The sequence below is a fragment of the Streptomyces sp. MMG1533 genome (assembly GCF_001279775.1).
Taxonomy (GTDB): Bacteria; Actinomycetota; Actinomycetes; order Streptomycetales; family Streptomycetaceae; genus Streptomyces.
Map to the genome: position 1 here is coordinate 1 of NZ_LGDG01000271.1, position 26,811 is coordinate 26,811.

Annotated in this window: 27 protein-coding genes; 11 read left to right on the forward strand and 16 right to left on the reverse strand. The window is 71.9% G+C overall.

Features of this window, described 5'->3' with window-relative positions; translation table 11 throughout:
• Positions 1–523 precede the first annotated feature (523 nt).
• On the forward strand, positions 524–1,165 hold the full coding sequence (locus tag ADK57_RS41630) for an SCO3374 family protein (RefSeq protein ID WP_053754947.1): 642 nt from the start codon (positions 524–526) through the stop codon (positions 1,163–1,165).
• 22 nt (positions 1,166–1,187) lie between these two features.
• Here ADK57_RS41630 and ADK57_RS41635 read toward each other — a convergent pair whose 3' ends face one another.
• The 10 genes from ADK57_RS41635 to ADK57_RS41680 form a co-directional block, all read right to left on the reverse strand.
• A complete protein-coding gene (locus ADK57_RS41635; protein ID WP_053754948.1) occupies positions 1,188–1,523 on the reverse strand; it encodes a histone-like nucleoid-structuring protein Lsr2 in 336 nt (111 codons plus the stop codon).
• A gap of 268 nt (positions 1,524–1,791) precedes the next feature.
• Entirely contained in the window at positions 1,792–2,352 is a 561-nt protein-coding gene (locus ADK57_RS41640; RefSeq protein WP_053754949.1) for an amino-acid N-acetyltransferase, read from the reverse strand.
• A gap of 9 nt (positions 2,353–2,361) precedes the next feature.
• Complete coding sequence (locus tag ADK57_RS41645; RefSeq protein WP_053754984.1) at positions 2,362–2,781, reverse strand: BlaI/MecI/CopY family transcriptional regulator; 420 nt, start codon at positions 2,779–2,781, stop codon at positions 2,362–2,364.
• A 187-nt stretch (positions 2,782–2,968) separates the two neighbouring features.
• Positions 2,969–3,154 carry a hypothetical protein gene (locus ADK57_RS41650; protein WP_053754950.1) on the reverse strand — a complete coding sequence of 62 codons (186 nt, stop codon included), beginning with the start codon at positions 3,152–3,154 and terminating at the stop codon, positions 2,969–2,971.
• Positions 3,155–3,220: 66 nt separating this feature from the next.
• Complete coding sequence (locus ADK57_RS41655) at positions 3,221–3,988, reverse strand: hypothetical protein (RefSeq protein WP_053754951.1); 768 nt, start codon at positions 3,986–3,988, stop codon at positions 3,221–3,223.
• A gap of 636 nt (positions 3,989–4,624) precedes the next feature.
• Entirely contained in the window at positions 4,625–5,422 is a 798-nt protein-coding gene (locus tag ADK57_RS41660; protein ID WP_053754952.1) for a type III pantothenate kinase, read from the reverse strand.
• A 5-nt stretch (positions 5,423–5,427) separates the two neighbouring features.
• Complete coding sequence (gene nadC / locus ADK57_RS41665) at positions 5,428–6,405, reverse strand: carboxylating nicotinate-nucleotide diphosphorylase (protein WP_053754953.1); 978 nt, start codon at positions 6,403–6,405, stop codon at positions 5,428–5,430.
• A gap of 5 nt (positions 6,406–6,410) precedes the next feature.
• Positions 6,411–8,138, reverse strand: coding sequence for an L-aspartate oxidase (locus tag ADK57_RS41670; protein ID WP_053754954.1), 1,728 nt, complete (start codon positions 8,136–8,138; stop codon positions 6,411–6,413).
• On the reverse strand, positions 8,135–9,178 hold the full coding sequence (panC, locus tag ADK57_RS41675) for a pantoate--beta-alanine ligase (protein ID WP_053754955.1): 1,044 nt from the start codon (positions 9,176–9,178) through the stop codon (positions 8,135–8,137). The genes ADK57_RS41670 and panC overlap by 4 nt, the downstream gene beginning before the upstream one ends.
• Positions 9,175–10,122: a Rossmann-like and DUF2520 domain-containing protein gene (locus ADK57_RS41680; RefSeq protein ID WP_053754956.1), complete on the reverse strand. Its 948-nt coding sequence runs from the start codon at positions 10,120–10,122 to the stop codon at positions 9,175–9,177. Before ADK57_RS41680 ends, panC begins: the two co-directional genes overlap by 4 nt.
• Positions 10,123–10,308: 186 nt before the next feature.
• On the opposite strand from ADK57_RS41680, the gene ADK57_RS41685 reads away from it, so the two are divergent.
• Positions 10,309–11,508, forward strand: a complete 1,200-nt coding sequence (locus tag ADK57_RS41685) for a threonine aldolase family protein (RefSeq protein ID WP_078973635.1) — start codon at positions 10,309–10,311, stop codon at positions 11,506–11,508.
• On the opposite strand, the gene ADK57_RS49570 is transcribed toward ADK57_RS41685, so the two are convergent.
• A complete protein-coding gene (locus ADK57_RS49570) occupies positions 11,498–11,713 on the reverse strand; it encodes a hypothetical protein (RefSeq protein ID WP_053754958.1) in 216 nt (71 codons plus the stop codon). The two genes, ADK57_RS41685 and ADK57_RS49570, sit on opposite strands and share 11 nt — an antisense overlap.
• A 161-nt stretch (positions 11,714–11,874) precedes the next feature.
• Here ADK57_RS49570 and ADK57_RS41695 point away from each other — a divergent pair, with 161 nt between their 5' ends.
• The gene (locus ADK57_RS41695) at positions 11,875–12,981 is read left to right on the forward strand and encodes a DUF5937 family protein (RefSeq protein WP_053754959.1); all 1,107 of its coding nucleotides are present in this window, start codon (positions 11,875–11,877) and stop codon (positions 12,979–12,981) included.
• Positions 12,982–13,009: 28 nt separating this feature from the next.
• Here the strand turns inward: ADK57_RS41695 and ADK57_RS41700 are convergent, their stop codons facing one another.
• Positions 13,010–13,681 (reverse strand): response regulator, encoded by a 672-nt coding sequence (locus tag ADK57_RS41700; protein WP_053754960.1) that lies wholly within the window; start codon positions 13,679–13,681, stop codon positions 13,010–13,012.
• A 57-nt stretch (positions 13,682–13,738) separates the two neighbouring features.
• Positions 13,739–14,941 carry a sensor histidine kinase gene (locus tag ADK57_RS41705; RefSeq protein WP_053754961.1) on the reverse strand — a complete coding sequence of 401 codons (1,203 nt, stop codon included), beginning with the start codon at positions 14,939–14,941 and terminating at the stop codon, positions 13,739–13,741.
• Between the two features lie 118 nt (positions 14,942–15,059).
• Between ADK57_RS41705 and ADK57_RS41710 the strand changes: the two genes are divergently transcribed.
• Positions 15,060–16,088 carry an SAM-dependent methyltransferase gene (locus ADK57_RS41710; protein WP_053754962.1) on the forward strand — a complete coding sequence of 343 codons (1,029 nt, stop codon included), beginning with the start codon at positions 15,060–15,062 and terminating at the stop codon, positions 16,086–16,088.
• On the opposite strand, the gene ADK57_RS41715 is transcribed toward ADK57_RS41710, so the two are convergent.
• Positions 16,053–17,204 carry an NADH-quinone oxidoreductase subunit D gene (locus ADK57_RS41715; protein WP_053754963.1) on the reverse strand — a complete coding sequence of 384 codons (1,152 nt, stop codon included), beginning with the start codon at positions 17,202–17,204 and terminating at the stop codon, positions 16,053–16,055. The genes ADK57_RS41710 and ADK57_RS41715 overlap by 36 nt on opposite strands.
• Positions 17,205–17,235: 31 nt before the next feature.
• On the opposite strand from ADK57_RS41715, the gene ADK57_RS41720 reads away from it, so the two are divergent.
• Positions 17,236–17,739 carry a PH domain-containing protein gene (locus tag ADK57_RS41720; protein WP_053754964.1) on the forward strand — a complete coding sequence of 168 codons (504 nt, stop codon included), beginning with the start codon at positions 17,236–17,238 and terminating at the stop codon, positions 17,737–17,739.
• A complete protein-coding gene (locus ADK57_RS41725) occupies positions 17,736–19,073 on the forward strand; it encodes a PH domain-containing protein (RefSeq protein WP_053754965.1) in 1,338 nt (445 codons plus the stop codon). The genes ADK57_RS41720 and ADK57_RS41725 overlap by 4 nt, the downstream gene beginning before the upstream one ends.
• Before the next feature lie 103 nt (positions 19,074–19,176).
• Here the strand turns inward: ADK57_RS41725 and ADK57_RS41730 are convergent, their stop codons facing one another.
• Both ADK57_RS41730 and ADK57_RS41735 read right to left on the reverse strand, forming a co-directional pair.
• Positions 19,177–20,439 (reverse strand): hypothetical protein, encoded by a 1,263-nt coding sequence (locus tag ADK57_RS41730; protein WP_078973633.1) that lies wholly within the window; start codon positions 20,437–20,439, stop codon positions 19,177–19,179.
• Between the two features lie 227 nt (positions 20,440–20,666).
• The gene (locus ADK57_RS41735) at positions 20,667–21,794 is read right to left on the reverse strand and encodes an alpha/beta hydrolase (protein ID WP_053754967.1); all 1,128 of its coding nucleotides are present in this window, start codon (positions 21,792–21,794) and stop codon (positions 20,667–20,669) included.
• 267 nt (positions 21,795–22,061) lie between these two features.
• Here ADK57_RS41735 and ADK57_RS41740 point away from each other — a divergent pair, with 267 nt between their 5' ends.
• The 5 genes from ADK57_RS41740 (at position 22,062) to folK (ending at position 26,751) form a co-directional block, all read left to right on the forward strand.
• On the forward strand, positions 22,062–23,873 hold the full coding sequence (locus ADK57_RS41740) for a phosphatidylglycerol lysyltransferase domain-containing protein (protein ID WP_053754968.1): 1,812 nt from the start codon (positions 22,062–22,064) through the stop codon (positions 23,871–23,873).
• Between the two features lie 196 nt (positions 23,874–24,069).
• Positions 24,070–24,978: a dihydropteroate synthase gene (gene folP, locus ADK57_RS41745; protein ID WP_078973634.1), complete on the forward strand. Its 909-nt coding sequence runs from the start codon at positions 24,070–24,072 to the stop codon at positions 24,976–24,978.
• Positions 24,975–25,478, forward strand: coding sequence for a nuclear transport factor 2 family protein (locus tag ADK57_RS41750; RefSeq protein ID WP_053754970.1), 504 nt, complete (start codon positions 24,975–24,977; stop codon positions 25,476–25,478). Before folP ends, ADK57_RS41750 begins: the two co-directional genes overlap by 4 nt.
• A 305-nt stretch (positions 25,479–25,783) precedes the next feature.
• The gene (gene folB, locus ADK57_RS41755) at positions 25,784–26,143 is read left to right on the forward strand and encodes a dihydroneopterin aldolase (RefSeq protein WP_053754971.1); all 360 of its coding nucleotides are present in this window, start codon (positions 25,784–25,786) and stop codon (positions 26,141–26,143) included.
• Positions 26,140–26,751 carry a 2-amino-4-hydroxy-6-hydroxymethyldihydropteridine diphosphokinase gene (gene folK / locus ADK57_RS41760; RefSeq protein WP_053754972.1) on the forward strand — a complete coding sequence of 204 codons (612 nt, stop codon included), beginning with the start codon at positions 26,140–26,142 and terminating at the stop codon, positions 26,749–26,751. The genes folB and folK overlap by 4 nt, the downstream gene beginning before the upstream one ends.
• Positions 26,752–26,811 lie beyond the last annotated feature (60 nt).

Consider the following 26,811-nt stretch of genomic DNA (forward strand, 5'->3'; position numbering starts at 1 on the left):
ATGTAGTTGTGGTTGAGCATCCGGGCTTCTTCCTGAGCCAGGACGACAACCCGCCGCGCGCGGTCGGTGAACCTCTCGAACATCGTTAATCGCTCCTCAGAGCGGTCAGGCAGTGGGGGGAACTTCCCCTCCCTGTCCTTCCGCAGCTTAGTCCCGCAAGCGGGGACCGCTCATTCCAACTGCCGACACCGTCGATGGCCTCCTGACCCCGAACGCCGACATCTACTCCAACCTGATGGTGCGAGACGATGTTCCCGCAGGCCAGGCAGATACCCCTACCGCCAGTACGCCGATGGCGAACGTGAGACGGCCTGTCCTGCGTGTCGCCCCCTCCCACTAGGGATGTCTTACCCGCTGGGACTGACACTCCATGCCGCTCGCCCCGGTTCCCTCCGCTATGGGCGAACAACCTCGTGCCTCCCCCACCCCCGCACGCGCCTCTTTCGACATTCTTTTCGACACTCTGCGCATTCAAAAGCGCACCCAGCGTAACTTGCAGGCTCTTCCGACGGTTGCACTTGGCATGTTTGGCTCCCTCCCCCCGGTCACCACCGAACTCACCACGGTCCCCCGCCCCCGGCGGCCTCTCGATCCGAGAAATCAGGTCCGCCGGTGGTACGAGAACGAACTGGGCTGGCCGACGGTGCCCGCGAGCGCGAATGACCCCGAATCTCCGGTACGGCTCCGCGTGGGCCCGCGCTTCGACGTCCTGGACGTGCCGGCAGAGGCGGGCCGGCCGGCACTGAGGCACCTCGCGCCTGGCTCTCCGGTGGCCCTGCGGGGTGACCGGATGCGGCTGCTGGTGGCGGCGGGCGGCGCGGAGGAGGTGCCCGGGGTCCTGGACTGGCTGGAGTGGGGAGCGCTGGCGCTCGACCTCACGGCGATCGGCGAGGGCGGCGCCATGGACGCGCCATTGCCCCCGGAGCCGGGCCGGGCGGGGGTGCCCCCGCTGCCGCCGGGCCTGGGCTACTCAGGAGCCGAGCAGGGGGCCGCCGTATGGCTGCGGCCCCCCGTGCCCGGGTGCGAGGTCGAGGCCTCGCTGCCGACCTTGCCGGCCGTGGGGGGCGGTGGGGGCGCCCCCGATCTCGTGCGAGTTGTGGCCACGGTGGCGACGCACTGCCACCGTATGCGGCTACGACGCGCGTGCGCGCAGCAGCTCACCTGACCGTAAGTACCGTGAGCCGTGATCAGCCGTTGGCCTTCTCGTATGCCTCACGAATGGTCGCGGGAACACGGCCGCGGTCATTGACCTCGTAACCGTTCTCCTTGGCCCATGCGCGGATCTGCGCGGTGTCCTGGCTGCCGCCGGAAGCGGCCCGCGCCTTTCCGCGTCCACCCGAAGTACGACCTCCGGTACGACGACCACCCTTCACGTAAGGCTCGAGAAGGCCGCGCAGCTTGTCCGCATTGGCGGTCGTGAGATCGATCTCGTACGTCTTGCCGTCCAACGCGAACGTGACGGTCTCGTCCGCCTCGCCGCCGTCGAGGTCATCGACAAGAAGGACCTGAACCTTCTGTGCCACCGGATTTCCTTTCATCCAATACTTGAGGGCCGGGGGCCTGCGGCGTCCGCCGTTTCGCCGTCCCCTGTTATATGCAGTACTGCAGTACGTCGGAAAGCAAACCGCTTTTGCCTGGAAAACACAAACCCCCGGCAGAGACTGCCGGTCCTGCTCCAGTCCGGAAACATGCGCGTTTCGGACATAGGGAACCTGGGCAGGGCGAGCTCCGCCGGAATAGGTCTCGCTTGCGGCCCTTGTCATGCCTTCGCGCCTTGTCAGCGCCGGACGATCACAGATGCAGAAGCATCCGGCTGTTGCCCAAGGTGTTCGGTTTCACTCGTTCGAGACCGAGGAACTCCGCCACGCCTTCGTCATAGGAACGCAGTAGCTCCGCGTAGACATCGGTGTCCACGGGTGTCTCACCGATCTCGACGAAGCCGTGCTTGCCGAAGAAGTCGACTTCGAAGGTCAGACAGAAAACGCGACGAACACCGAGCCAGCGCGCGGTGTGCAGCAACTTCTCCAGCAACTGATGGCCGACGCCGGCGCCCTTCAGGCCGGGCTTCACGGCGAGAGTGCGGACTTCCGCGAGGTCTTCCCACATCACGTGCAGGGCACCACAGCCGACGACCTCGGCGTTGTCGTCGCGTTCGGCGACCCAGAACTCCTGGATGTCCTCGTAAAGAGTCACCGTCGCTTTGTCGAGCAGGATGCCGCCGCGGACGTACGCGTCAAGGAGTCGTCGTACGGCCGGGACATCGCCCGTGCGGGCCCGCCGGACGGTGATGGCTTTTGCGGTGACTTCGGGACTCTCCGCGGAGGCACTCTCCGCTGAGCTCTCTGCTGACATGTGCGGACGCTATCGCCCGCCGCCCTCCGCTGCCGAGCCGGGGTTCTCCTCGGCGTTCTCCTCGACGGTATGGGCGGCGGTCGACGGAGCGGCTTCGGGCGTTTCCGGACCCTGCACCATCCGGACGGCGTCCGTCAGGGCGTGACGCTGTTCCTCGCTCATCATCCCGAAGAAGGCGACGAGTGCGGCTGCGGGGTTGTCGCTCTGGGACCAGGCGTCGTTCATCAGAGCGGCGGCGTAGGCGGCCCTGGTGGAGACCGCCTCATATCGATAGGCCCGGCCTTCCGCCTCACGACGCACCCAGCCCTTCTGATGGAGATTGTCCAAAACGGTCATCACCGTGGTGTAGGCGATGGACCGTTCCTGCTGAAGGTCTTCCAGGACTTCTCGAACGGTCACCGGGCGGTTCCACTTCCACACCCGCGTCATGACCGCGTCTTCGAGTTCTCCCAATGGGCGAGGCACAGCTCAGCACAATAGTGGGAGTTCCCGGCATTCGCGTGGCGGACGTGCGCTTTCATCGACAAACGGCACAAAAAGGGCGTACGACTCGAAAAATCTGCGAGCCGTACGCCGACGAGACCGGGCCCTTCGGGCCCCGGTCACAGGCCTTGTCTCAGGCCTCGGTCCTGCTGGAGGCGGAGGCCTGACGAGCCCCCTCCGCGCGCGCGAGGGCGGCATCCACGGCCGCGTCCTCCTTGGCCTTGTTGGCCCCGCCCTGGGTCTTCACGATCACCCGGATCACACCGATGAAGAACACGGCCATGACGACCGGGGGCACGAGCGCGGAGACGTAGTCCATGCGTCCAGAGTAGCCACGCGCAGGACGACGAACGGGCCGGGGTGGGGCGAAACGGGCCGGACGCCGTCAGCCGGCGGCGAGCTGCTGCCGAGAGTCGGCAGGCGGCGGGGCGGGTTTGCGGCGGGGAAAGACCTCGCCCGGGGTGGGAATGGGCCGCGACGGCTTGGGAGCGTCCGGCACCGCGGGCTTGGGAGCGGGCCGCTCGGGCCGCTCGGCTGGCTTCTGCGCGGGCTTCTTGACGGGGCCGGGGGCGGGATCCTTGGCGAGCGCGCCGACGAGACTCCCGGCGAGCTCCTGAGCGCCACCCCCCTCGACGGCTCGCCCGACGCGTCCCTCCGCACCACTCTCGACCAGCCGCTCGGAGAGGTCCTCGGGTGCCTCGGAGAGCCCCCCTGGCAGCGCCAGAAGGCGCGTACGAGAGGCCGGCACCGTCGGGGTGGGCCGTGCCGTCGCGCGAGCCCCACGACGCGCCAGGCGGGCGCGTACGTCCTGTTCGGCAAGGACCTGGCAGCGGTGCAGGAGAGCGGCCGCGACGGGGTTGCCGCGCAGGGCGCGAAGCGCGGCCAGATCGTCGGGGTCCGGGCGATACCCGGCGCTCAGGGCCTCCTCGAGGAGCGTGAGGTAACCGGCGGCGGTGCCGGGCAGGGCGGCGCGGTACCGGGCGAGGTCGGCCACCAGGAAGGCACGCAGCCGGGCGCCCTCACGCATCGCCTCGTCGAGGGACTCGGAGAGATGGAGACAGTCCTGGACGTCCTCGGCCGAGGCGGGCGTGGGGTGCAGGGCGAGGGCGAGAGCGCGGCGGAGCACACGCAGCTCCTCCACACCGAACGCCATGCCGCCGCGGGATCCGTATGGCGTGGGCATGCGGCGACGATACGCGCTAATCAGACAAACTCGACATAGGTCAGCCGGGTGTGGCGCACCGAGCCACCCAGCCGGCCGCCCCCACAGACATCCGGAGTCCGGCCCGCCCGACATTTAGGACGAGGCGCTTCGGGTCGAAAGGGGGCTGGGATGCAGCCCAGGGGGCGAAGCCACAGAGGGGCCGGGGCCAGGGGTGAAACCACAGAGGGCCCAGGGGCCAGGGGCCAGGGGCGAGGGGCGAGGGGCGAGGGGCGAGGGGCGAGGGGCCACGGGCCACGGGCCACGGGCCCAGGGGCAAAGCCACAGAGGACCTAGGGGGCCAGGGGCCAGCAACCCCAGGGGTTCAGGGGCTCGACCTCGGGGGCCAGGGGCCAGCAACCCCAGGGGTTCAGGGGCTCGACCTCGGGGGCAAGGGCCCACAGCCCCAGGGGCCCGGGGCCGCAGCCCCAGAGGGGCCCGGGGCGCAGCCCCAGAGGGTCAAAGGGGCGCAGCCCCTGGAGGGCCCGGGGCCGCAGCCCCAGGGGGTCGAAGGGGCGCAGCCCCTGGGGATGGGACGGGTAGGGGCGGCGGGGGCGAGAAACATCCCGCGGGTACCCCCACCCCGCCTCACATCCGCGACACGTTCCGCTCGTACACCAACCGCAACCCGATCAACGTCAGCCACGGCTCGTGCTCATCGATCACGGACGACTCGCCCAGCACCATCGGCGCCAGTCCCCCCGTGGCGATCACCGTCACATCCTCCGGATCCTCCGCCAGCTCCCGGGCCATCCGGTTCACCACCCCGTCGACCTGGCCCGCGAACCCGTAGATGATCCCCGACTGCATCGCCTCGACCGTGTTCTTCCCGATCACACTCCGCGGCCGGGCCACCTCGATCTTCCGAAGCTGCGCACCCTTGACGCCCAGCGCCTCCACGGAGATCTCGATACCGGGCGCGATGACGCCACCGATGTACTCCCCGCGCGCGGACACCGCGTCGAACGTCGTGGCCGTACCGAAGTCCACGACGATCGCGGGCCCCCCGTACAGCTCGACCGCCGCCACCGCGTTGATGATCCGGTCCGCGCCGACCTCCTTGGGGTTGTCGGTCAGGATCGGCACCCCGGTCTTGACGCCCGGCTCGACGAGCACGGCCGGCACGTCGCCGTAGTACCGCCGCGTCACCTCACGCAGCTCGTGCAGCACGGACGGAACCGTCGCGCAGATCGCGATGCCGTCGATGCCGTCGCCCAGTTCGTCCCCGAGGAGCGGGTGCATGCCCATCAGGCCTTGGAGGAGGACCGCCAGCTCGTCCGCCGTCCGGCGCGCGTCCGTCGAGATCCGCCAGTGTTCGACGATGTCCTCGCCGTCGAACAGGCCCAGAACCGTGTGCGTGTTGCCTACGTCGATCGTGAGGAGCATCGCGACTACTCCGCCTCGCGCAGGTCCAGGCCGATGTCCAGGATCGGCGAGGAGTGGGTCAGGGCCCCCACGGCGAGGTAGTCGACGCCGGTGTCCGCGTACGCCTTGGCGTTGTCGAGGGTGAGCCGCCCCGACGCCTCCAGCGCGGCGCGCCCGTGGACGACGGCGACCGCCTCCTCGCACTCCCCCGGCGTGAAGTTGTCCAGCAGGATCAGATCCGCACCGGCGTCCACGACCTCCCGCAGCTGGTGCAGGGTGTCGACCTCGACCTCGATCGGTACGTCCGGGAAGGCCTCCCGTACGGCCTTGAAGGCCTGTGCGACGCCGCCCGCGGCGACCACGTGGTTGTCCTTGACCAGGGCCGCGTCGGACAGCGACATGCGGTGGTTGACGCCGCCGCCGCAGCGCACCGCGTACTTCTCCAACGACCTGAGCCCCGGCGTCGTCTTGCGGGTGTCCCGCACGCGCGCCTTGGTGCCGTCCAGGAGGTCCGCCCACGCGCGCGTGGCGGTCGCGATGCCCGACAGCCGGCACAGGAGGTTGAGCGCGCTGCGTTCGGCGGTGAGCAGGTCACGCGTGCGCGTGGTGACCGACAGGAGCTTCTGCCCGGCCTCCACGCGGTCGCCGTCCTCCACGTGCCGCTCGACCTCGAACTCGTCCGTGCAGACGACCGAGACGACCGCTTCGGCGACCCTCAGGCCCGCCACGACGCCCGCCTCGCGCGCGGTGAAGTCGGCGGTGGCGACGGCGTCCTCGGGGATGGTCGCGACCGTCGTCACGTCCACTCCGTGGTCGAGGTCCTCCTGGATGGCGACATTGGCGATGTCCTCGACCTCCACGGGGTCGAGTCCCGCGTCGGCCAGGAGCTGCGCGAGCGCGGGGTCGAGCCCGCACTCCAGGTACTCCGCTTCGGCGTCCGCGCCGCAGGCACAGCCGTCGCCGCAGCCGCCGCTCTGGGCGAGGGGAAGGTCGGGGGTGCTCACTTCTGTCACTGCTCCTGGGGACGGTGGGGCTGCTGCTGCCGGGTCGGGGGGAAGTCTGGAGTGTCCGTGGTGTGTACGGCCAGCGTCCGGTCGGGATTCAGCCGTACGACGATGTGGCGGCGCCAGGTCGTGTCGTCGCGCTCGGCGTGGTCCTCGCGCCAGTGACAGCCGCGGGTCTCCTCGCGCAGGAGCGCGGCGGCGACCAGGACGCGGGCGACGCACAGGAGGTTGGTGGCCTCCCAGGTGTCGACGCCGGGCTCGGCGGTCTTGCCGTTCTCGTCGAGCGCGTCACGGGCCTCGCTGTGCAGCCGCTGGAGGGTGTCCGCGGCCGTCGCGAGGGACTCGGCGGAGCGCAGGACGCCCGCGCCCTGCGTCATGGTCCGCTGGATCGCGAACCGGGCCTCGGGCGCGAGCAGAGGGTGCGCGGGCTTCTCGGGGTGCTCGACGGGCACGGGCACGCGCGCGTGGAGGCCGTTCTCCGCCCGGCGGGCCACGATGTCGGCGGCGATGCGCTCGGCGTAGACGAGGCCCTCCAGGAGGGAGTTCGACGCGAGCCGGTTCGCGCCGTGCACACCGGTGCAGGCGACCTCGCCGCACGCGTACAGGCCGGGGACGGTCGTACGGCCCTGGGAGTCGGTGCGGACGCCACCGGAGGCGTAGTGGGCGGCCGGGGCGACCGGGATGGGCTCGTGGACAGGGTCGATGCCGTGGGCGCGGCAGGCGGCGAGGATCGTCGGGAAGCGGTGCTCCCACATGTCGGCGCCGAAGTGCCGGGCGTCGAGGAACATCTGCTCGGCGTCCCGCTCCTGCATGCGGCGCATGATGCCCTTGGCGACGATGTCCCGGGGCGCGAGTTCGGCGAGTTCGTGCTGGCCGACCATGAAGCGCACGCCGTCGGCGTCCACCAGGTGGGCGCCTTCACCGCGTACCGCCTCGGAGACCAGCGGCTGCTGGCCCTCCGCGTCCGCGCCCAGGAAGAGCACGGTCGGGTGGAACTGCACGAACTCGAGGTCCGAGACCTGCGCGCCGGCGCGCAGGGCGAGCGCCACGCCGTCGCCGGTCGACACGGACGGGTTGGTGGTCGCCGAGAAGACCTGGCCCATGCCGCCGGTCGCGAGGACGACCGCGGGGGCGTGCACGGCGCCCACGCCGTCGTGCTGGCCCTCGCCCATGACGTGCAGGGTCACGCCCGCGGTACGGCCGTCGGCGTCCGTGAGGAGGTCCAGGACGAGCGCGTTCTCGACCGTGCGCAGGCCACGCGCGCGTACGGCCTCGACCAGTGCCCGGGAGATCTCGGCGCCGGTCGCGTCGCCGCCCGCGTGGGCGATGCGGCGGCGGTGGTGGCCGCCCTCGCGGGTCAGTTCCAGTCGGCCCTCTTCGGACTCGTCGAAGTGGGCGCCGGTCTCGATGAGCCGGCGTACGGCGTCGGGGCCCTCGGTGACGAGGATCCGGACGGCTTCCTCGTCGCACAGGCCCGCGCCCGCCACCAGGGTGTCGTCCAGGTGCTGTTCGGGGGTGTCGCCGTCGCCGAGGGCCGCGGCGATGCCGCCCTGCGCCCAGCGGGTGGAGCCGTCGTCGAGGCGGGCCTTGGTGACGACGACCGTCCTGAGGCCCTCGGCCTCGCAGCGCAGAGCGGCGGTGAGACCGGCGACTCCGGAGCCGACGACGACCACGTCCGCGTCGATGGACCAACCGGGTGCGGGCGCGTGCAGTCGTATGCCTGTGCTGGTCACGAGGCGGCTCCGAAGGTGAGGGGGATGTTGTCGATCAACCGGGTCGTCCCGACCCGGGCGGCGACGGCGAGGACGGCCTCGCCGGTGAAGCCGTCCTCGATCTCGGCGAAGTCGGACGGGTCGACGAGGGCCAGGTAGTCCAGGGCCAGCGGCGGATTGAGACGGGCGGCCTCGTCCAGGACCAGGCGGGCGGCTGCGCGAACGGCCGCGGGACCGCCCGCATGGGCGGAGCGATGCGAAGCGTCTCCGCCAGGGGCGGTGGCGGGCGACGGGCGGGACTTGGCGACGGCGTGGGTGTCGGCCGCCGCGCGGGACTCCCCTATGGCGCTCAGCGCCTCGGCACGCGCGTGCGTGGCGGGCACCTCGCGTGCCCGCGCGCTCAGCGCCTCCTGCGCCGCATGGCGGTCGCGGCCCGCGAACAGCGCCCGGGACAGCGCGAGTGCCGTGCGCCGCTCCTCGGGCTTGAGGTAGCGGTTGCGGCTGGACAGCGCGAGGCCGTCCTCCTCGCGCACGGTCGGTACGCCGACGATCTCGACGCCGAAGTTCAGGTCCCGCGCCATGCGGCGGATCAGGGCGAGCTGCTGGGCGTCCTTCTGGCCGTACAGGGCGACGTCGGGGCGGGTGAGGTGCAGCAGCTTGGCGACGACGGTGAGCATGCCGTCGAAGTGGCCGGGGCGCGAGGCGCCCTCCAGGCGCTCCCCCATGGGGCCGGCGCTGATGCGGACCTGGGGCTCGCCGCCCGGGTAGACCTCCTCGACACCGGGGGCGAACACGGCGTCCGCGCCCGAGTCCTCGGCGATCTTGAGGTCGGCGTCCAGGGTGCGCGGGTAGCGGTCGAGGTCCTCGCCCTCGCCGAACTGCAGCGGGTTCACGAAGACGGTGACCACGACCTCGCCGTCCGGTCCCGCGATCTCTCGGGCCGTGCGGATCAGGGTGGCGTGGCCCTCGTGCAGGGCGCCCATGGTCATCACGACGGCGCGGCGGCCCACGCGCACGCGTGCGTGCAGTTCGTCGGCGGTGCGCAGCAGGGCGATCGTCATCGGGCGTCCCCTTCGGTGCCGTTGGTCCCGGTCGTCCCGGTCGTCCCGTCGGCGAGTACCCCGAGAAGGTCTTCCGCGAGTTCCGGCTTCAGCAGTCCGTGGGCGAGCGCCCGGTCCGCGGTCGCGCGCGCCATCGCCAGGTAGCCGGCGACGGTCTGCGGGGCGTGCCTGCGCAGCTCGGTGACGTGGGCGGCGACCGTGCCCGCGTCCCCGCGCGCGACGGGGCCGGTGAGGGCCGAGTCGCCGGAGCGCAGGGCGTTGTCGAGGGCCGCGCCGAGCAGCGGGCCGAGCATCCGGTCGGGGGCCTCGACGCCGGCCGTGCGCAGCAGCTCCATGGACTGGGCGACCAGCGTCACCAGGTGGTTGGCGCCCAGTGCGAGGGCCGCGTGGTAGAGCGGCCGGTTCTCCTCGGCGATCCACTCGGGTTCGCCGCCCATCTCGATGACCAGCGCCTCGGCCGCCAGCCGCAACTCGTCGGGCGCGGTGACGCCGAAGGAGCAGCCGGCCAGGCGCTGGACGTCCACGGGTGTGCCGGTGAAGGTCATCGCCGGGTGCAGGGCCAGCGGCAGCGCGCCCGCGCGCAGGGCGGGGTCCAGGACCTTCGCGCCGTACCGCCCCGAGGTGTGCACCAGCAGCTGGCCCGGCCGCACGGCCCCGGTTTCGGCGAGGCCCTCGACGAGCCCGGGCAGCGCGTCGTCGGGGACGGTCAGCAGCACCAGGTCGGCACGCCCCAGGACCTCGGCGGGCGGCACGATCGGCACGTCGGGCAGCATCTGCGCGGCGCGCCTCCTGGAGGCGTCCGAGACCCCGGAGACGGCCACCGGGCGGTGTCCGGCGAGTTGCAGGGACGCGGCCAGTGCGGGGCCCACGCGGCCGGCGCCGACGACGCCGACAGTGAGCCGCGCGGGGCGGTCCTTGGGATCTGGCTGGTGGACTGTACTCACGCGACGGCGGCCTTCCCGTTCCAGTCCGCTCTGGGTACCGGACGATTTCTCGTCATGTTAACGCGATCGGTTCCGGGGGCGTCCGGTTGTCCACAGGCTGTGGGTTTCCCGGCACGCCCGCACCCCTCGGCGGGACGGCGGAAATGCGCGTGCCCGCGCGGACCGCCGCACGGCATGATCCGGAGCATGACGGACACGGCGGAACAGGGCGGGGAACAGTCGGCGCAGGAGCGGCTGCGGGAGCGGCGGGCGGCCGCCTACCTGGGGGCGGAGCGCGTCCTGTCGCGAGCGGGCTTCCGCAGCACCCTGCGCGAACGGCTCGCGTGGCTGCAGGAGGCGGCACCCCAGGTGTACGACCTCGACGAGCCCGGCGACATGTACGGCAACCGGGTCGTGGAGGCCCTGGAGGACCGCGTCGCCGCGCTGCTGGGCACGGAGGCCGCCGCGTTCTTCCCGACCGGCACGATGGCCCAGCAGATCGCCCTGCGCTGCTGGGCGGGCCGCACCGGCAGCCGCACGGTGGCGCTGCACGCGCTGGCCCACCCCGAGGTGCACGAACGAGGCGCGTTCGGCGAGGTCGCCGGGCTGCGCCCGGTCCGCCTGACGAGCGAGCCCCGGCTGCCGACCGCCGAGGAGGTGCGCGACTTCGAGGAGCCCTTCGGGGCGCTGATGCTGGAACTGCCCCTCAGGGACGCCGGTTTCGTGCTGCCCTCCTGGGAGGAGCTGACGGAGGTCGTGGAGGCGGCGCGCGAGCGCGACGCGGTGGTGCACTTCGACGGCGCACGCCTGTGGGAGTCCACCGTCCACTTCGGCCGCCCGCTGGACGAGATCGCGGGCCTGGCGGACAGCGTCTACGTGTCGTTCTACAAGTCCCTCGACGGCTTCGGAGGCGCCGCGCTGGCCGGCCCGCGGACGCTGGTCGAGGAGGCGAAGACCTGGCGGCACCGGTACGGCGGCATGATCTTCCAGCAGTTCCCCACGGTGCTGTCGGCGCTCGTGGGCCTGGAACGCGAGTTGCCCCGGCTGCCGGAGTACGTGTCCCACGCGCGCGTGGTCGCCGCCGCGCTGCGCGAGGGCTTCGCCGAGGCCGGCGTGCCGTGGGCGCGCGTCTTCCCGGAGGAGCCCCACACCCATGAGTTCCAGGTCTGGCTGCCGTACGACCCGGACGTGCTCGCCGAGGCGGCCGTACGGCAGGCCGAGGAGACGAAGACCATGCTCTTCGGCGTCCCCTGGGACCGGGGCGGGCCGGGCCTGGGCATCACCGAGGTCACCGTGCGCGCCGGCGGCCTGGAGTGGACGGCCGACGATGTGAAGGCGGCGGTCGCGGACTTCGTCGCGCGGGTGACCGAGGTGGCCGACGAAGCCGTCGAGGCGGTCAGCGAGTAGGACGCGCCCGCGGGCGCAGCCACCGGCCCAGGGCCTGCCGTATCCGCTTGTGGGCCGGGCGCTCGGCGATGACCGCACGGAACTGCCCGTAGTCGTGCAGCTCGCGCACGACCTGCCAGTCGTGCGCGCCCGGCGCGGGCGGGGCGGGCGTACCGAGGCGCTGGGCCCGGTAGGTGTCGAGGAGGTACTGCTGGGTGATGGTCATGGCGGATCGCCTTCTCGGGACGCTTTCAAGTGATGGGGATCGGGCTCCGCGGCTGCCCCGGTGATCCCACGTTGCGCCCCGTACGGCGGCGAAGTCGCGTCGATTGACGGCGGCCGTCAATCGAGGGCGGCGTTGTCAGTGGCGGGGTGCACCATGAGGGCATGGGCGTGCACATCGACATCGCGGGGCTGCGGCCGGAGAGGATCGCCGTCGTGCCCTCGCCCCTGGCCGAGCTCGGCATGGCGCTGCACGCGCTGTCCGAGCCGGGGCACCATCCGGGCCTGCAGGGCTGGGTGACGGGCGTGAGCGCCGGGCTGGACTCGCATCTGGCCGACCGGATGTGCGAGGCCGACTTCCTGTGGCGGACGACGTTCTCCGACCTGTTCATGCCCTTCGCGGGCGTCCCCGGTCGCAGCACGCTCCCGGGGGCCACGCTCGCCGAGGACCTCGACCTGCTGGACAAGCTGTCGGACGAGCAGTTCGTGGACGCCGCCCTGGAGTTCACATGCGCGCTGCCCTACTGCTCGCACGGGCCCGATGTGCTCTCGGACGCGGACGTGCGCCGACGCGCACTGGAGCTGGCCGCATCGCGCGGACCGCAGCAGGTGCGGTTCAGCGAGCGGCTGCTGGACGACCCGCCGCAGATCCGGGCCTGGCTGCGCCAGTTCCTGGAGGACTGCGACGAGGCGTTCTTCGCCGAGGCATGGTCCCGGCTGCGGCACCAGCTCGCGGCGGACGCCCGCCACAAGACGGACCTTCTGCGCCGCAAGGGCCCGGCCGAGGCGCTGGCCTCGGTGTCCCCCGCGGTGCGGCTCGACGAGTCCGCCGCCCGGGTCACGATCGACAAGCTGGGCACCGGCCACTCGGCGACCGAGGACGGCGGCCTGCTGCTCGTCCCGACGAGTCTGGGCTGGCCCCACCTGAGCGTCCTGCACCGGTACGGCTGGCAGCCGGCGCTGCACTACCCGGTCGGATCACCCGAGCTCGCCGACCCGCCCTCGGTGGGCCAGCTGGCCCTGAGGATGACCGCCCTCTCGCACCCCGTCCGCATGCGGATCTGCCGCCACCTGGCCCGCAGCGCGTACACCACGAGCGAGCTGGCGCAGGTGCACGGCATGACGGCCCCCGAGATATCCCGGCACCTGAGCGTGCTGAAGAAGGCGGGCCTGGTCACCACCCGCCGCCGCGGCCGGTACGTCCTGCACCAGCTGGACGTCACGGTGGTGGCCCGGCTGGGCAGCGACTTCCTGGAGGGGATACTCCGCTAGCGAGCCCCACGCACGGCAGGGACCCGCCTCAGCCGTGACCGCCCGCCCGGACCAGCCCCGTCTCGTACGCCAGGACCACCACCTGCACCCGGTCCCGCAGCCCCAGCTTGGTCAGGATGCGGCCCACATGGGTCTTGACGGTCGCCTCGGACAGCACGAGCCGGGCCGCGATCTCGCCGTTGGACAGGCCCTGGGCGACCAGCACCATGACCTCGCGCTCACGGTCGGTGAGCCGCTCCAGCTCCTTGTACTGGGGTTCCTTGCCGGCGCTGGGCAGCATCGGCGCGAAGCGGTCGAGCAGGCGGCGCGTGGTCGAGGGGGCCACCACCGCGTCGCCGCTGTGCACCGCGCGGATGGCGGCCAGCAGCTCGCCGGGTGGCACGTCCTTGAGCATGAAGCCGGAGGCACCCGCCTTCAGCCCGGAGAAGGCGTACTCGTCGAGGTCGAAGGTGGTCAGGATCAGTACCTTCGGCGGGTCGGACTCCATGCAGATACGGCGGGTGGTCTCCACGCCGTCGAGCTTCGGCATGCGGACGTCCATCAGCACCACGTCGACTGCGGTCGAGCTCAGCACCTGGAGGGCCTCGACGCCGTCACCCGCTTCCGCGACGACCTCCATGTCCGGCTGGGCGGCAAGCACCATCCGGAACCCGGTGCGCAGCAGCACCTGGTCGTCGACGAGCATCACGCGGATCGTCATCGGGGCCTCTCTTTTTCAGGGGTTGTTACAGGTGTCAGTGAAGGACAGACGTCGGCGTCAGTGCGCCGGCTTGAGCGGGAGCAGGGCACTGATGCGGAATCCTCCGCCGGGGCGCGGGCCCGCGTCCAGGGTGCCGCCGACCATGCCGACCCGCTCGCGCATGCCGATCAGGCCGTGGCCGGCCCCGTCGGCGCCGCCCTCCTCGTACAGCTCGTGCGGGGCGCCCTTGCCGTCGTCCTCGACGAGCAGTCCCAACCCGTCGTCGAAGTAGACCAGGCGGACGCTGGCGCCCGCGTTCGGTCCGCCGTGCTTGCGGGTGTTGGTGAGCGCCTCCTGCACGATGCGGTAGGCGGTCAGCTCGACGCCGCTGGGCAGGGGGCGCGGGGTGCCCTCGATCTTGAAGTCGACGGGCAGGCCGGACCCCCGGCACTGCTCGACGAGGTCGTCGATCTGCTCGACGTCGGGCTGCGGGACGTACTCGCCGCCCTCCTGGTGCTCGCCGGTGCGCAGCACACCCAACAGGCGGCGCATCTCGGCGAGGGCCTGGCGGCCGGTGGAGGAGATCGTCTCCAGGGCCTTCTTGGCCTGGTCGGGGGCGGCGTCGAGGACGTAGGCGGCGCCGTCGGCCTGCACCACCATCACCGACACGTTGTGCGCGACCACGTCGTGCAGTTCGCGCGCGATCCGGGCGCGCTCGGCGGCGACCGCGACCTTCGCCTGGGCCTCGCGCTCCTTCTCCAGGCGCGCGTTGCGCTCCTCGAGCTGTGCGAAGTAGGCGCGGCGGGTGCGGATCGAGTCGCCGAGCACCCAGGCCAGCGCGAACGGCACCGCCTGGAAGATCATCAGCGCGAGGTTGCCCAGGGCGCTCGTGTCCTCGTTCGGCCAGCGGAGTGTCGCCAGAGGGGCCGCGCACAGGCCCACGGCCAACGCGACCCGGGATGCCCAGCGGGCGCCGGTCGCGGCCACCGTGTAGACGATCACCAGCATGGCGAAGTCGGCTGCCGTCGTCTCCACGTTCAGCGCGAGCTGCGCCACGCCGAGCCCGATGGCCAGCAGCAGCATCTTCTCCGGCATACGCCGACGCAGTGCGATGACCAGGCACAACAGGAGAACGATCGGGACGACCACCGCCGGGGAGTCGGTGCCCCGGGCCTCCTGACGGGCTGTTTCGCCCACCACCGAGATCCCGAACAGGAAGACGGCCCAGAAGCTGTCGACCCATGTCGGGTGCCTGCGGAGGAAGTCATAGAGGCGTTGCACGTAACCCAGCGTAGGGATACGAGATGCGTGCAGGGGTCAACCGGAGGGCCGATCCGTACCCCCCGCGCATACTCCGCAAGGTGGAGGCTCCGTTCCCCTGTACGCCTAACCTGACGGCGTGACGGTGGAGACAGCGGGCGAGTGGCACGGCTGGCGGGCGGCCTCGGAGGCCGCCCTGTACGGGCCGGACGGCTTCTATCGCAGGCCCGAGGGGCCGGGTGCGCACTTCCGTACGTCCGTGCACGCGTCGCCGCTGTTCGCCCAGGCCGTGGCCAGGCTGCTGTGCCGGGTCGACGAGGCGCTGGGGCGGCCCGCGGCACTCGACTTCGTCGACATGGCCGCAGGGCGGGGCGAGTTGGTCGCCGGGGTACTGGCCGCGCTGCCCGCGGACGTGGCCTCCCGCGCGCGCGGGTACGCCGTCGAGGTCGCCGGCCGCCCCGAAGGCCTCGATCACCGGATCGAGTGGCTGGCCGAGCCCCCACAGGGGATCACCGGGCTGCTGTTCGCCAACGAGTGGCTCGACAACGTGCCCGTGGAGATCGCCGAGGTGGACTCCGCGGGCGTACCCCGGCTGGTGCTCGTACGGCGGGACGGGCGCGAGCGCCTCGGGGAGCCGGTTTCCGGCGCGGAGGCGGAGTGGCTCGCGCGCTGGTGGCCGCTGCCGGCCGAGGAGGGGCTGCGGGCGGAGGTCGGTCTGCCCCGGGACGAGGCGTGGGCCTCGGCCGTGGCTACGGTCGGCCGGGGGCTCGCGGTGGCGGTGGACTACGCGCACACCGCGAGCACACGCCCCTTGTTCGGGACGCTCACCGGATTCCGGGAGGGGCGCGAGACGGCGCCCATGCCGGACGGGTCGTGCGACATCACGGCCCATGTCGCCCTGGACGCGTGCGCGCTCCCGGGAGGGCGCGTACTCACCCAGCGCGACGCCTTGCGCGCCCTGGACATCTCAGGCGCACGCCCCCCGCTCGCCCTTGCGTCCACCCGCCCCGCGGCCTACGTCCGCGCCCTCGCGAGCGCCGGAGAGGCCGCCGAGCTCACCGCGTCGGGCGGACTCGGCGACTTCGGGTGGCTGCTCCAGCCGGCGGGCGTCGAGGAGGCTCCGTTCCGCGGCCTACTTGTCGATGTCCCCGACCACGAAGAACAGTGACCCCAGGATCGCCACCATGTCCGCGACCAGCGTGCCCGGCAGCAGCTCCACGAGGGCCTGGATGTTGTTGTACGAGGCGGAGCGCAGCTTCAGCCGGTACGGCGTCTTCTCGCCCTTGCTGACGAGGTAGTAGCCGTTGATGCCGAGCGGGTTCTCGGTCCACGCGTACGTGTGCCCCTCGGGCGCCTTCAGGACCTTGGGGAGCCGCTGGTTGATCGGCCCGGGCGGCAGCTCGGCGAGCCGGTCGAGGCAGGCGTCCGCGAGGTCGAGGGCGTTGTGCGTCTGCTCCAGGAGGACCTCGAAGCGGGCGAGGCAGTCGCCCTCCTTCCGGGTCACCACCTTCAGGGTGTCCTGCAGCTCGCCGTAGGCCAGGTACGGCTCGTCGCGGCGCAGGTCGAAGTCGACGCCCGAGGCGCGCGCGATCGGCCCGCTCACGCCGTACGCGTGCACGGCCTCCGGAGCGAGGGCGCCCACGCCCCGCGTGCGCCCCCGGAAGATCTCGTTGCCGAGCACCAGGTCGTCGAACCGGTCCATGCGGGAGCGCACGGCGGCGACCGCCGCACGCGCGCGTGCGGCCCATCCGGCCGGCAGGTCCTCCTTGAGGCCGCCGACGCGGTTGAACATGTAGTGCATGCGCCCGCCGGAAACCTCCTCCATGACGTTCTGGAGCACCTCGCGCTCCCGGAACGCGTAGAAGACCGGCGTGATGCCGCCGAGCTCCAGGGGATAGGACCCGAGGAACATCAGGTGGTTCAGCACCCGGTTCAGCTCCGCGAGGAGCGTGCGCGTCCACACGGCGCGCTGGGGGACCTCCATGCCGAGCATGCGCTCCACCCCGAGGACGACGCCCAGCTCGTTCGAGAAGGCCGACAGCCAGTCGTGGCGGTTGGCGAGCATGATGATCTGGCGGTAGTCGCGCGCCTCGAAGAGCTTCTCCGCGCCCCGGTGCATGTAGCCGATCACCGGCTCCGCGCGCGTGATGCGCTCGCCGTCCAGGACGAGCTTGAGACGCAGCACACCGTGCGTGGACGGGTGCTGGGGTCCGATGTTGAGCACCATGTCGGTGCTCTCCGCGGCGCCGCCGATGCCGACCATGGTCTCCGTCGTAGGAGTCATGGACACAGTCTCTCCTACGTACGCTGGCCGTATGGAGACGGGGAGCACGGCCGACATGGGGACGACGGGGGACGAGCCGGTGTGGACCGGGCTGCCGCCGGGGCTGCTGCGGATGCGACGGCTGTTGCTGGTGGTGTGGCTGGGACTGCTGACCCTGGGGCTCGGCCTGCTGCTCGGCCTGCTCGTCGAGCCGGCCTGGGCCGCCTTCGCGCTGCTGCCGCCGGCCCTGATGGCGTGGGGCTGGGTGATGCTCGGCCGCAACTGGCGTTCCTGGCGCTACGCCGAGCGCGCCGACGACCTGCTGATCAGCCGGGGCGTCCTGTGGCAGGAGGAGACGGTCGTGCCGTACGGGCGCATGCAGCTGGTCGAGGTGACCTCCGGGCCCGTCGAACGCCACTTCGGCCTGGCCAGCGTGCAGCTGCACACCGCTGCCGCGGCGACCGACGCGACCATCCCGGGCCTCGACCCGGACGAGGCGGAGCGGCTGCGCGACCGGCTCACCGAGCTCGGCGAGGCCCGATCGGCGGGCCTGTGACGACACCGGGCGTGGACGACGCCGTACGCGAGAAGCCGCCCGTCGCCGAACGGCGGCTGCATCCCGTGACGCCGCTCAGGCGGGCGTGGGCGCCGATCGCCGTGATCATCGGCTGGGCGGTGCACGACCCCAACCAGGCGCAGGAGCAGCTGACGAGGCTGACCACGACCACGCTGCTGATCGGGCTGGCCGTGTTCGTCCCGGCCGCCGCTCTCTACGGCTTTCTGACCTGGTGGTTCACTCACTTCGCCGTGACGGACACCGAACTGCGTATCCGTACCGGCCTGCTGTTCAGGCGCGCCGCGCACATCCGGCTCGAACGGATCCAGGCCGTCGACGTCACCCAGCCGCTGCTCGCGCGGGTCGCGGGGGTCGCGAAACTCAAGCTCGACGTCGTGGGCGCGGACAAGAAGGACGAACTCGCCTTCCTGGGCGAGGACGAGGCACGTGCGCTGCGCGCGGAACTCCTCGCGCGCGCCGCCGGTTTCGCGCCCGAGACGGCGCACGAGGTCGGCGAAGCGCCCTCCCGCGAGCTGCTGCGCGTGCCGCCCGGCGTCCTCGCCGTCTCGCTGGTGCTGACCGGCGCGACCTGGGGCACCCTGGTCGCCGCGCTCGTCGTACCGACGGTGCTGTGGCTGGCCACCCACAGCGTGTGGACGGTCCTCGCGACCGCGCTGCCGCTGCTCGGCGCCGCGGGCGCGAGCAGCGTGGGGCGGTTCGTCGGCGAGTACGACTGGGCGGTGGGCGAGTCGCCGGACGGGCTGCGGATCGACCACGGGCTGCTGGACCGTACGCACGAGACCGTGCCGCCAGGGCGCGTGCAGACCGTACGGATCGTGGAGCCGCTGCTGTGGCGGCGGCGCGGCTGGGTGCGGGTGGAGCTGGACGTGGCCGGGTCGTCCAACTCCGTGCTGGTGCCGGTCGCTCCGCGGGAGGTCGCCGAGTCGGTCGTCGCGCGCGTGCTGCCCGGCGTGACCGTGCCGCCCCTGTCGGCGCTGTCCCGGCCGCCCCGGCGGGCCGCGCGCTGCATGCCGCTGTGGTGGCGGGGCCACGGACTCGTCGTCACCGACGCGGTGTTCGTGGCGCGCCACGGGCTGCTGCGGCGGAGCATGGCGCTCGTCCCGCACGCGAAGGTCCAGAGCGTACGTCTCGCGCAAGGGCCCTGGGAGCGTGTCTGGCGCGTCGCCGACGTCCACGTGGACACCGGGGCCAACAAGACCGTGACAGCGCGGCTGAGGGACGCTCAGGAGGCTGCCGAGCTGCTGCGAGGGCAGGCGGAGCGGTCGCGGACGGGGCGGAAGGTCGCACGACCGGACCGTTGGATGACGTCCTAGCGCACCGAGGACGTCCCGGGCGCACCGAGGACGTCCCGGGCGCACAGGTGACGTGCCGCGCGCGGATGACGTGCCGCGCGCGGATGACGTGCCGCGCGCGGCGTTACGAAACCGCGCTCCGCAGCCCCTGTACGTCGATCTGCTCCGTCTCGTCGTGGGCCGTCAGGTCGATGACCTGGCCGACGCCACGGGACTCCTCGTCCGCCGGCTTGAACTCCGCCTCGGACTCGGCCTTGTGGAGGGCGAGGGCCTCCTGACCGACGACATCGGCCAGGTCCTCGTTCTGGACGGCCGCCAGCGCGGCCGGGGCCGCCCCCTTCTGCGCACCGAAGAAGTCGAAGCCGCCCTCGACCAGCGGGCGCCGCGCGGGCGCCGCCGGGACGACCGCCACCGCCGTCGGCGCGACGAAGTGTCCGGAGGGCTGCCGGCCCGGCTGGGCGGCCTTGCCCGTGGTGGTGGCGGCCGCGCGCGAATGCTCGTCGACCGCCACGGGCTTCCCCCGCGCCTCGTCCTCCTGCGCGGCCTCCTGCGTGGCCTCCGCCTCGGTGCCGCCGGCGGCACCGGCGGCCGTCTCCTCGGCCGAACCGACCTTCACCGGCTCGCCCTTCGCGGCGTCCTTGGGGCCGGCCTTCGTCACGTCCTTGGAGTCGCTCTTCGGCTCGGCCTTCACCGCGCCGTCGCCGTCCTTCCCCGCGCCGTCGCCGTCGTCGCCGAAGCGGGCCAACGCCCCCTTGGCCCGCAGGAACAGCTTGGAGCCCTCCGGCGAGAAGATCGCCGGCGCATCGGGCTCTTCCTCCGCCGCCGGTACGGCTTCGGCGGCCTCGTCGGTCTCCGGCTCGGCCGGGGCAGCCACAGCCCCCGCCTCCCCCACGGGCCCGGCCGGCGCCGGCAGCAGCGCACGGGCCGGACCCGACGCCTCGATCTCCAGCAGCCGACGGCCCTCCAGGGCGCTCGCCCGCTCGGTCTCCGCCGTGGCGTACCGCCGCAGCAGCGCCGCGTGTTCGTTGCGCAGGCCCGCCAGTTCGGTGCGCTTGGCGCGCAGCCGCTGCTCCAGCTTGACGCGCAGTTCGCGCGACTCCTCGAGGTCGGTCTCCAGTTCGGCGACCCGCTCCTCGTAGCGCCACTCGTCGCTCGCACGCGCGCGCGTGAGGTCGGCGACCTGCCTGCCCGCCTGCGCGTCCCAGCGACGCATGACGACCGCACCGACGACCGCCGTCACCGCGGCGCCCGCAGCCAGACCGCGGAGCACCATCTGCTCCGTGAACACCCACGGGCCAAGGGCGCAGACAAAGGAAACGCCCGCTATCGCGGAGGGGGGCAGCAGCCTGTGCAAGGGCGGGGAATGGCGGTGGCGTCCACGTGGCATGGCCAGAAACTTACCGCGCGTAGGCGAATGATGGTGCCCCAGGCCGTAAAAACACAGCCATCCCGAAGACTTCACATGTCATCAGGAATCAGATCCGCCATCGAATTCGGCAGGATTGGCAAGACGGAGACGAGACGGAGACCAGAAGGAGACCAGACGGAGACGGGACGGGAGACGGACGGGAGACGAGACGGGAGACAAGTACGGCGAGAACTACAAGATCGTTTTCAGTGATCGCCGAGGCGTCCACCGATCCACTGCAGCGTCGCCGGAATCTCCCGCCGCCAGGTGTTGAAGTTGTGCCCGCCGCTTTCGAGGATGACCGACGAGATCCGTGTCCGTCCGGTGTCCTTCGCCCGCTCTATGAACTTCAACGTGTCCTTGTAGTTCGCCTCGCCGACCTTGCTGCTGGTGACGAGCAGTGAAGTGTCGGGCGCGGGCAGGTGCTCGAGACACCACAAGAGGTTCGCGCGGTCGCGCAGTTCCTTGTCGCCGTGGAAGAGATCACCCGTGGTCGGGTCGCTCGGCGCGTCGTAGTACGCGGACAGCCCCGCCCCGGCGGCGTACACCTCGGGGTGGTGCATGGCGAGCTTCAACGCGCAGTAGCCGCCCGTGGAGTCGCCGATGATGCCCCAGCTGCCCGGCTTTTCCCCCACCCGGTAGTGGCCGGTCACGGCGTCGGGAAGATCCGTGGCGAAGAACGACTCGGTCTGCGGGCCGCCCGGGACGTCCACGCACTCCGTGTCCCGCGGCGGCGCCACCGTCGGCCGCAGCATCACCAGGATCATCGGCTGCATACGGCCGTTCTTGGCGAGCTTCCGGGCCGTGCGCGGATAGTGGAGTTTGTCCACCAGGGCCTTGGCAGTGCCCGGATAACCCGTGAGGACGACGGCCGCGGGAAACGTACGCGTGCGGTACTCGGGCCGGAAGTACTCCGGAGGCAGATACACGTAGGCGGGTGTGGCGATACGGGTCGTGCGGCCCGCAATGGCGACCTTCTGGATCTGCCCGCCGGCCTGAGGCCTCAGGCCACCCGGCCCGTTCACCCTCTGGGTGTCGACCACTTGAAGAGGGCCGCCCGAACCCAGGCCCTCGGTGTGGTCGACGACCACACCCTGGCCGGTCTCCCGCCCGAGCAGGTCCGCCCAGGAGGCGTAGAACCCGAATGCCTGGTTGGCGGCGAGGCCCACCGACACGAAGAGTGCCAACTGCGTGGCGAGCAGCAGGCCGACGCGCCCGCCGACGGCCCGCCAGTCCCGCCGTGCCAGCCGCGGCCACAGCCACACCGTGCCGACGAACAGCAGCACCGCGGACAGCACCGCCAGCACCAGCGTCTTGTTGCTCGTGAGACCCATGAGTTGAATCCTGCCTGCGCTTTCCGCCGTGTCGCGGCGCACGCCGCGTGCGCCCCCTCGCGCATCCCCCGTGCGCCCCTCACTTCTTCGCAAGGGCTTGCCCGGGACTTTCCCCGGGCTTTGAACCGGTTTTGGGGAGGTGAGTGAACCTCTCCCCCTGAGACACCGTCCTAGAGGGCGCAATGTCGCCGGATGCCCGAATCGGGCCCGGATCCAAGGTCTCTCGCGGAACAACGGGATGCGATGTCTGTCAGGACAGATGAGGAAATGTCGGGCGAGGTTCCGACCCGATCACAGCGGATGCGGCGCGTCCTCAGTGGTCCGCGCCCCGAGGCCGTCCCGGCCCTCGTCGGCAGAGCGTGCGCCCTCGTGGGCCTCGTGGACATCGCCGCGGGCGTCTTCCCGCGCTTCCGGCACAGCCGTATGCACACCATCGCCGAGGTGCTGCCCGGTGCGCTCGGCCCGTTCGCGGCCGCGCTCTCGCTCAGCGCCGGCATGCTGTTGCTGCTGCTCGCCCACGGCCTCAAGCGCGCCAAGCGCCGGGCCTGGCGCGCTTCCGTGGTGCTGCTCCCGGCCGGGGCGATGGCGCAGTTCACCTACCGGCACTCGATCGTGGGCGTGCTCGTCTCGCTCGCGCTGCTCGCGCCCCTGCTGCGCCACCGCGACCAGTTCTCCGCCCTGCCCGACCCGCGCAGCCGGTGGCGAGCACTGGCCAACTTCGTCCTCATGGGCGCCGGTTCGCTCGCCCTCGGCCTGGTCATCGTCAGCGTCCACCCGAATCGCATGGTGGGCGACCCGAGCCTGGCCGACCGCATCACGCACGTCCTGTACGGCCTGTTCGGCTTCGAGGGCCCGGTCGACTACCAGGGCAACACCTCCTGGACGGTCGCCTTCTCCCTGGGCGCCCTGGGCCTCCTCACCGCCATCACGACGATCTACCTGGCCTTCCGCCCCGAACACCCGGCCGCCCGCCTCACGGCGGAGGACGAGGCCCGGCTGCGGGCCCTCCTGGACAAGCACGGCGGCCGCGATTCGCTCGGCCACTTCGCACTGCGCCGCGACAAGGCCGTCGTCTTCTCACCCAGCGGCAAGGCGGCGGTGACGTACCGCGTCGTCTCCGGCGTGATGCTCGCCAGCGGCGACCCGATCGGCGACGTCGAGGCCTGGCCGGGCGCCATCGAGCGCTTCATGGACGAGGCCAGGGCCCACTCCTGGACTCCCGCCGTCATGGGCTGCTCCGAGACCGGCGGCGAGGTCTGGACCCGTGAGACCGGCCTCGACGCCCTCGAACTGGGCGACGAGGCGGTGGTGGACGTCGCGGATTTCTCCCTGGCCGGCCGCGCGATGCGCAATGTGCGCCAGATGGTCAAACGCATCGAGCGCGCCGGTTACGAGACCCGGGTACGGCGCGTCCGTGACCTCGGCGACGCCGAGTTGGACCGCATCCGCCGCGCCGCCGAGGACTGGCGCGGCACCGACACCGAACGCGGCTTCTCCATGGCGCTGGGCCGCATCGGCGACCCGGCCGACGGAGACTGCCTCATCGCCACCGCCCACAAGGCCGACGAACGGCCGGGTCCGTACGGCGACCTGAAGGCGATCCTGCACTTCGTGCCGTGGGGCACGGACGGCGCATCGCTGGACCTGATGCGGCGGGACCGCTCGGCGGACCCCGGCATGAACGAACTGCTGATCGTGGCGTCGCTCCAGGCGGCACCCCGGCTCGGCATCACGCGCGTGTCGCTCAACTTCGCGATGTTCCGCTCCGCACTCGCGCGCGGCGAGAAGATCGGCGCGGGTCCGGTACTGCGTGCCTGGCGCGGGCTGCTGGTCTTCCTCTCCCGGTGGTTCCAGATCGAGTCCCTGTACAAGTTCAACGCGAAGTTCCGGCCCCGCTGGGAGCCCCGCTTCGTCGTCTACCGCGCCTCCGGAGACCTGCCCCGCATCGGCTTCGCCGCCATGCAGGCGGAGGGCTTCGTCAATCTGGCCCTCCCCCTGCCGCGCTTCCTGCGCCGGCGTACGGTCACCTCGCGCGTGTGCGCCCACGCCGTCACGGAACGGGACGTGCGCGCGGCGTGACGGCGGCGGGCCGCGGTCACGACCGACCGGCACGGACCGCGGCCACCAGGACAGGTCGTGGTCACCGGGACAGGCCCGGGCGGCAGCCCCACCGACGCCCACCGGCCCCGGGGCTTCCGGTCGCCCCGTATTGCCCGCCCGCCGCAACGGCCGGGCCACGGACCTTGCGGACCCGTCCGGGGCCTACGCTGAACGTATGAGCAAGCAGAGCGGACGTGGGCGCGTCGCGGGCCTTCCGGAATGGGGCCGCTGCGCGGTCATGGGAGTCGTGAACGTCACCCCCGATTCCTTCTCCGACGGTGGCCGCTTCTTCGACACGACAACCGCCGTCAAGCACGGCCTCGACCTGGTCACCGAGGGCGCCGACCTGGTCGACGTCGGCGGCGAGTCCACCCGTCCCGGCGCCACCCGGGTCGACGAGGCCGAGGAACTCAAGCGGGTCGTCCCCGTCGTCCGCGGCCTCGCCTCCGAAGGCGTCACCGTCTCCGTGGACACCATGCGTGCCTCCGTCGCCGAACGGGCCCTCGCGGCCGGCGCGGCCCTCGTCAACGACGTCAGCGGCGGCCTCGCCGACCCCGCGATGATCCCGGCCGTGGCCTCCGCCGGCGCCCCCTTCGTCGTCATGCACTGGCGCGGCTTCCTGGCGGGCGGCAACGTCAAGGGCGCGTACGACGACGTGGTCACCGAAGTCGTCGACGAACTGCACGCGCGCGTGGAGGCCGTTCTGGAAGGCGGCATCGCCCCCGACCGCATCGTCGTGGACCCCGGTCTCGGCTTCTCCAAGGACGCCGAACACGACCTCACCCTCCTGGCCCACCTCGACCGCCTGCTCGGCCTAGGCCACCCGCTGCTCGTCGCCGCCTCCCGCAAACGCTTCCTCGGCCGCGTCCTCGCCGGGCCGGAGGGCGCACCGCCACCCGCACGTGAGCGCGACGCCGCGACGGCCGCCGTCTCCGCGCTCGCGGCGCACGCCGGCGCATGGGCGGTGCGCGTGCACGAGGTGCGCGCCACGGCGGACGCGGTACGGGTCGCACGGGCCGTGGAGGGTGCGCGCACTGCGGAGAGCGTACGCGCGGCGGGCAACGGCGCAGAGGGAGCCCTGTGAGCGCCCCCCATACCGACGTCGAACAGGTCGAACTCGCCAACGCCGCCTACTACGAGGCGATGGAGCGGGGCGGCTTCGAAGAGCTGACCTCGCTCTGGCTCACCCCGTCCGACCTGGGCGTCGACGAGGAGTACCACGACCCGGCGGACACCGGCGTGATCTCCTGCGTGCACCCGGGCTGGCCCGTGCTCACCGGCCGCGGCGACGTCCTCAGGTCCTACGCCTTGATCATGGCAAACACGGACTACATTCAGTTCTTCCTCACCGACGTGCACGTCTCCATCACCGGCGACACGGCCCTGGTCACCTGCACGGAGAACATCCTCAGCGGCGGCCCCGCCCCCGAGGGCGGCGAGGAACTCGGCCCGCTCGTCGGCCAGCTGGTCGTCGCCACGAACGTGTTCCGTCGCACCCCCGACGGCTGGAAGCTCTGGTCCCACCACGCGTCCCCGGTTCTGGCCGAAAACGACGAGGACGAAAGCGACGAGACCCCCGCCTGAGCGGGTAGGCACACCACAGGTCTCCACGGGACAGCCGTGTCCGGGACTCCCTGCGAGCCGCCCGGGACCCGCCCGCAGGGACCAAGAAGTGGTTGGAATCACGAACCCTGGGTAGGGGCGGCTACCAGCCCGTGAGCCGCCGGGTTCCCCAGGGGAAACACAAGGTGAAACCTCGGGCCCCGGCTCGGGCCCGCGCCCCCGTGGCCCGGCCCTGTCGGTGCTCGCAGGTAGATTCGTTCGAGGCCGGTGTGCCGCCCGCACACGGTACGAACCGGCCGTCACCGACGATTGCAGGAGTGATTCGCGTGGATCGTGTCGCGCTGCGCGGCCTGAAGGCCCGCGGGCACCACGGTGTGTTCCCCAAGGAGCGCGAGGAGGGCCAGACCTTCATCGTGGACCTCGTCCTTGGCCTGGACACCCGTCCGGCCGCCGCCGACGACGACCTGGCGAAGACCGTGCACTACGGCATCGTGGCGGAGGAGGTCGTGGCCGTCGTCGAGGGCGAGCCCGTCAACCTCATCGAGACGCTCGCCGAGCGCATCGCCCAGGCCTGTCTGAAGCACGAAGGGGTCCAGGAGGCCGAGGTCACCGTCCACAAACCGGACGCGCCGATCACCGTCCCCTTCGACGACGTGACCGTCACCATCACCCGGAGCCGAGTATGACTGCCTCGTTCACCGACGGTCACAGCGACCCGACCGTACAGCCGGTACCCGCCTCCGTCGTCGAGAAGGTCGACGCCGCCGACACCACCCTCCACAACCCGAAACGAGCCGTGATCTCCCTCGGCTCCAACCTCGGCAACCGCCTGGAGACCCTCCAGGGAGCCATCGACGCCCTGGAGGACACTCCCGGCGTCCGCATCAAGGCCGTCTCCCCGGTGTACGAGACGGAGCCGTGGGGCGTCGAGCCCGGCAGCCAGCCGTCCTACTTCAACGCGGTCGTGGTCCTGAAGACGACGCTGCCCCCGTCCTCACTCCTGGAGCGGGCGCACGCGGTCGAGGAGGCCTTCAACCGCGTCCGGGACCAGCGCTGGGGCCCACGCACCCTCGACGTCGACATCGTCGCGTACGCCGATGTCCTCACCGACGACCCGCACCTCACCCTCCCCCACCCGCGCGCCCACGAACGCGCCTTCGTGCTCGCCCCCTGGCACGACGTGGAGCCCGAGGCCCAGCTGCCCGGACGGGGCGCGGTCGCCGCCCTCCTCGACACCGTCACCCGCGACGGCGTAGAACCCCGCAAGGACCTGGAACTCCGGCTGCCCGAGTAGCCGTTAAGGTCAAGACGACCCCGGGGCGGCCGGACGGACGGCCGGACCGGACGGGTCATC

What these genes read in the sequence shown, in the direction of transcription:
- ADK57_RS41650 (WP_053754950.1), bottom strand. Translation starts at nt 3,154, where the DNA reads ATGGACTACGTCTCCGCGCTCGTGCCCCCGGTCGTCATGGCCGTGTTC.
- ADK57_RS41735 (WP_053754967.1), bottom strand. Translation starts at nt 21,794, where the DNA reads ATGGGTCTCACGAGCAACAAGACGCTGGTGCTGGCGGTGCTGTCCGCG.
- folK (WP_053754972.1), top strand. Translation starts at nt 26,140, where the DNA reads ATGACTGCCTCGTTCACCGACGGTCACAGCGACCCGACCGTACAGCCG.
- ADK57_RS41640 (WP_053754949.1), bottom strand. Translation starts at nt 2,352, where the DNA reads ATGTCAGCAGAGAGCTCAGCGGAGAGTGCCTCCGCGGAGAGTCCCGAA.
- panC (WP_053754955.1), bottom strand. Translation starts at nt 9,178, where the DNA reads ATGACGATCGCCCTGCTGCGCACCGCCGACGAACTGCACGCACGCGTG.
- ADK57_RS41655 (WP_053754951.1), bottom strand. Translation starts at nt 3,988, where the DNA reads ATGGCGTTCGGTGTGGAGGAGCTGCGTGTGCTCCGCCGCGCTCTCGCC.
- ADK57_RS41740 (WP_053754968.1), top strand. Translation starts at nt 22,062, where the DNA reads ATGTCGGGCGAGGTTCCGACCCGATCACAGCGGATGCGGCGCGTCCTC.
- ADK57_RS41730 (WP_078973633.1), bottom strand. Translation starts at nt 20,439, where the DNA reads ATGCCACGTGGACGCCACCGCCATTCCCCGCCCTTGCACAGGCTGCTG.
- ADK57_RS41715 (WP_053754963.1), bottom strand. Translation starts at nt 17,204, where the DNA reads ATGACTCCTACGACGGAGACCATGGTCGGCATCGGCGGCGCCGCGGAG.
- ADK57_RS41695 (WP_053754959.1), top strand. Translation starts at nt 11,875, where the DNA reads ATGGGCGTGCACATCGACATCGCGGGGCTGCGGCCGGAGAGGATCGCC.
- ADK57_RS41700 (WP_053754960.1), bottom strand. Translation starts at nt 13,681, where the DNA reads ATGACGATCCGCGTGATGCTCGTCGACGACCAGGTGCTGCTGCGCACC.
- ADK57_RS41630 (WP_053754947.1), top strand. Translation starts at nt 524, where the DNA reads ATGTTTGGCTCCCTCCCCCCGGTCACCACCGAACTCACCACGGTCCCC.
- folP (WP_078973634.1), top strand. Translation starts at nt 24,070, where the DNA reads ATGAGCAAGCAGAGCGGACGTGGGCGCGTCGCGGGCCTTCCGGAATGG.
- ADK57_RS41685 (WP_078973635.1), top strand. Translation starts at nt 10,309, where the DNA reads ATGACGGACACGGCGGAACAGGGCGGGGAACAGTCGGCGCAGGAGCGG.
- ADK57_RS41720 (WP_053754964.1), top strand. Translation starts at nt 17,236, where the DNA reads ATGGAGACGGGGAGCACGGCCGACATGGGGACGACGGGGGACGAGCCG.
- ADK57_RS41645 (WP_053754984.1), bottom strand. Translation starts at nt 2,781, where the DNA reads ATGACGCGGGTGTGGAAGTGGAACCGCCCGGTGACCGTTCGAGAAGTC.
- ADK57_RS41660 (WP_053754952.1), bottom strand. Translation starts at nt 5,422, where the DNA reads ATGCTCCTCACGATCGACGTAGGCAACACGCACACGGTTCTGGGCCTG.
- ADK57_RS49570 (WP_053754958.1), bottom strand. Translation starts at nt 11,713, where the DNA reads ATGACCATCACCCAGCAGTACCTCCTCGACACCTACCGGGCCCAGCGC.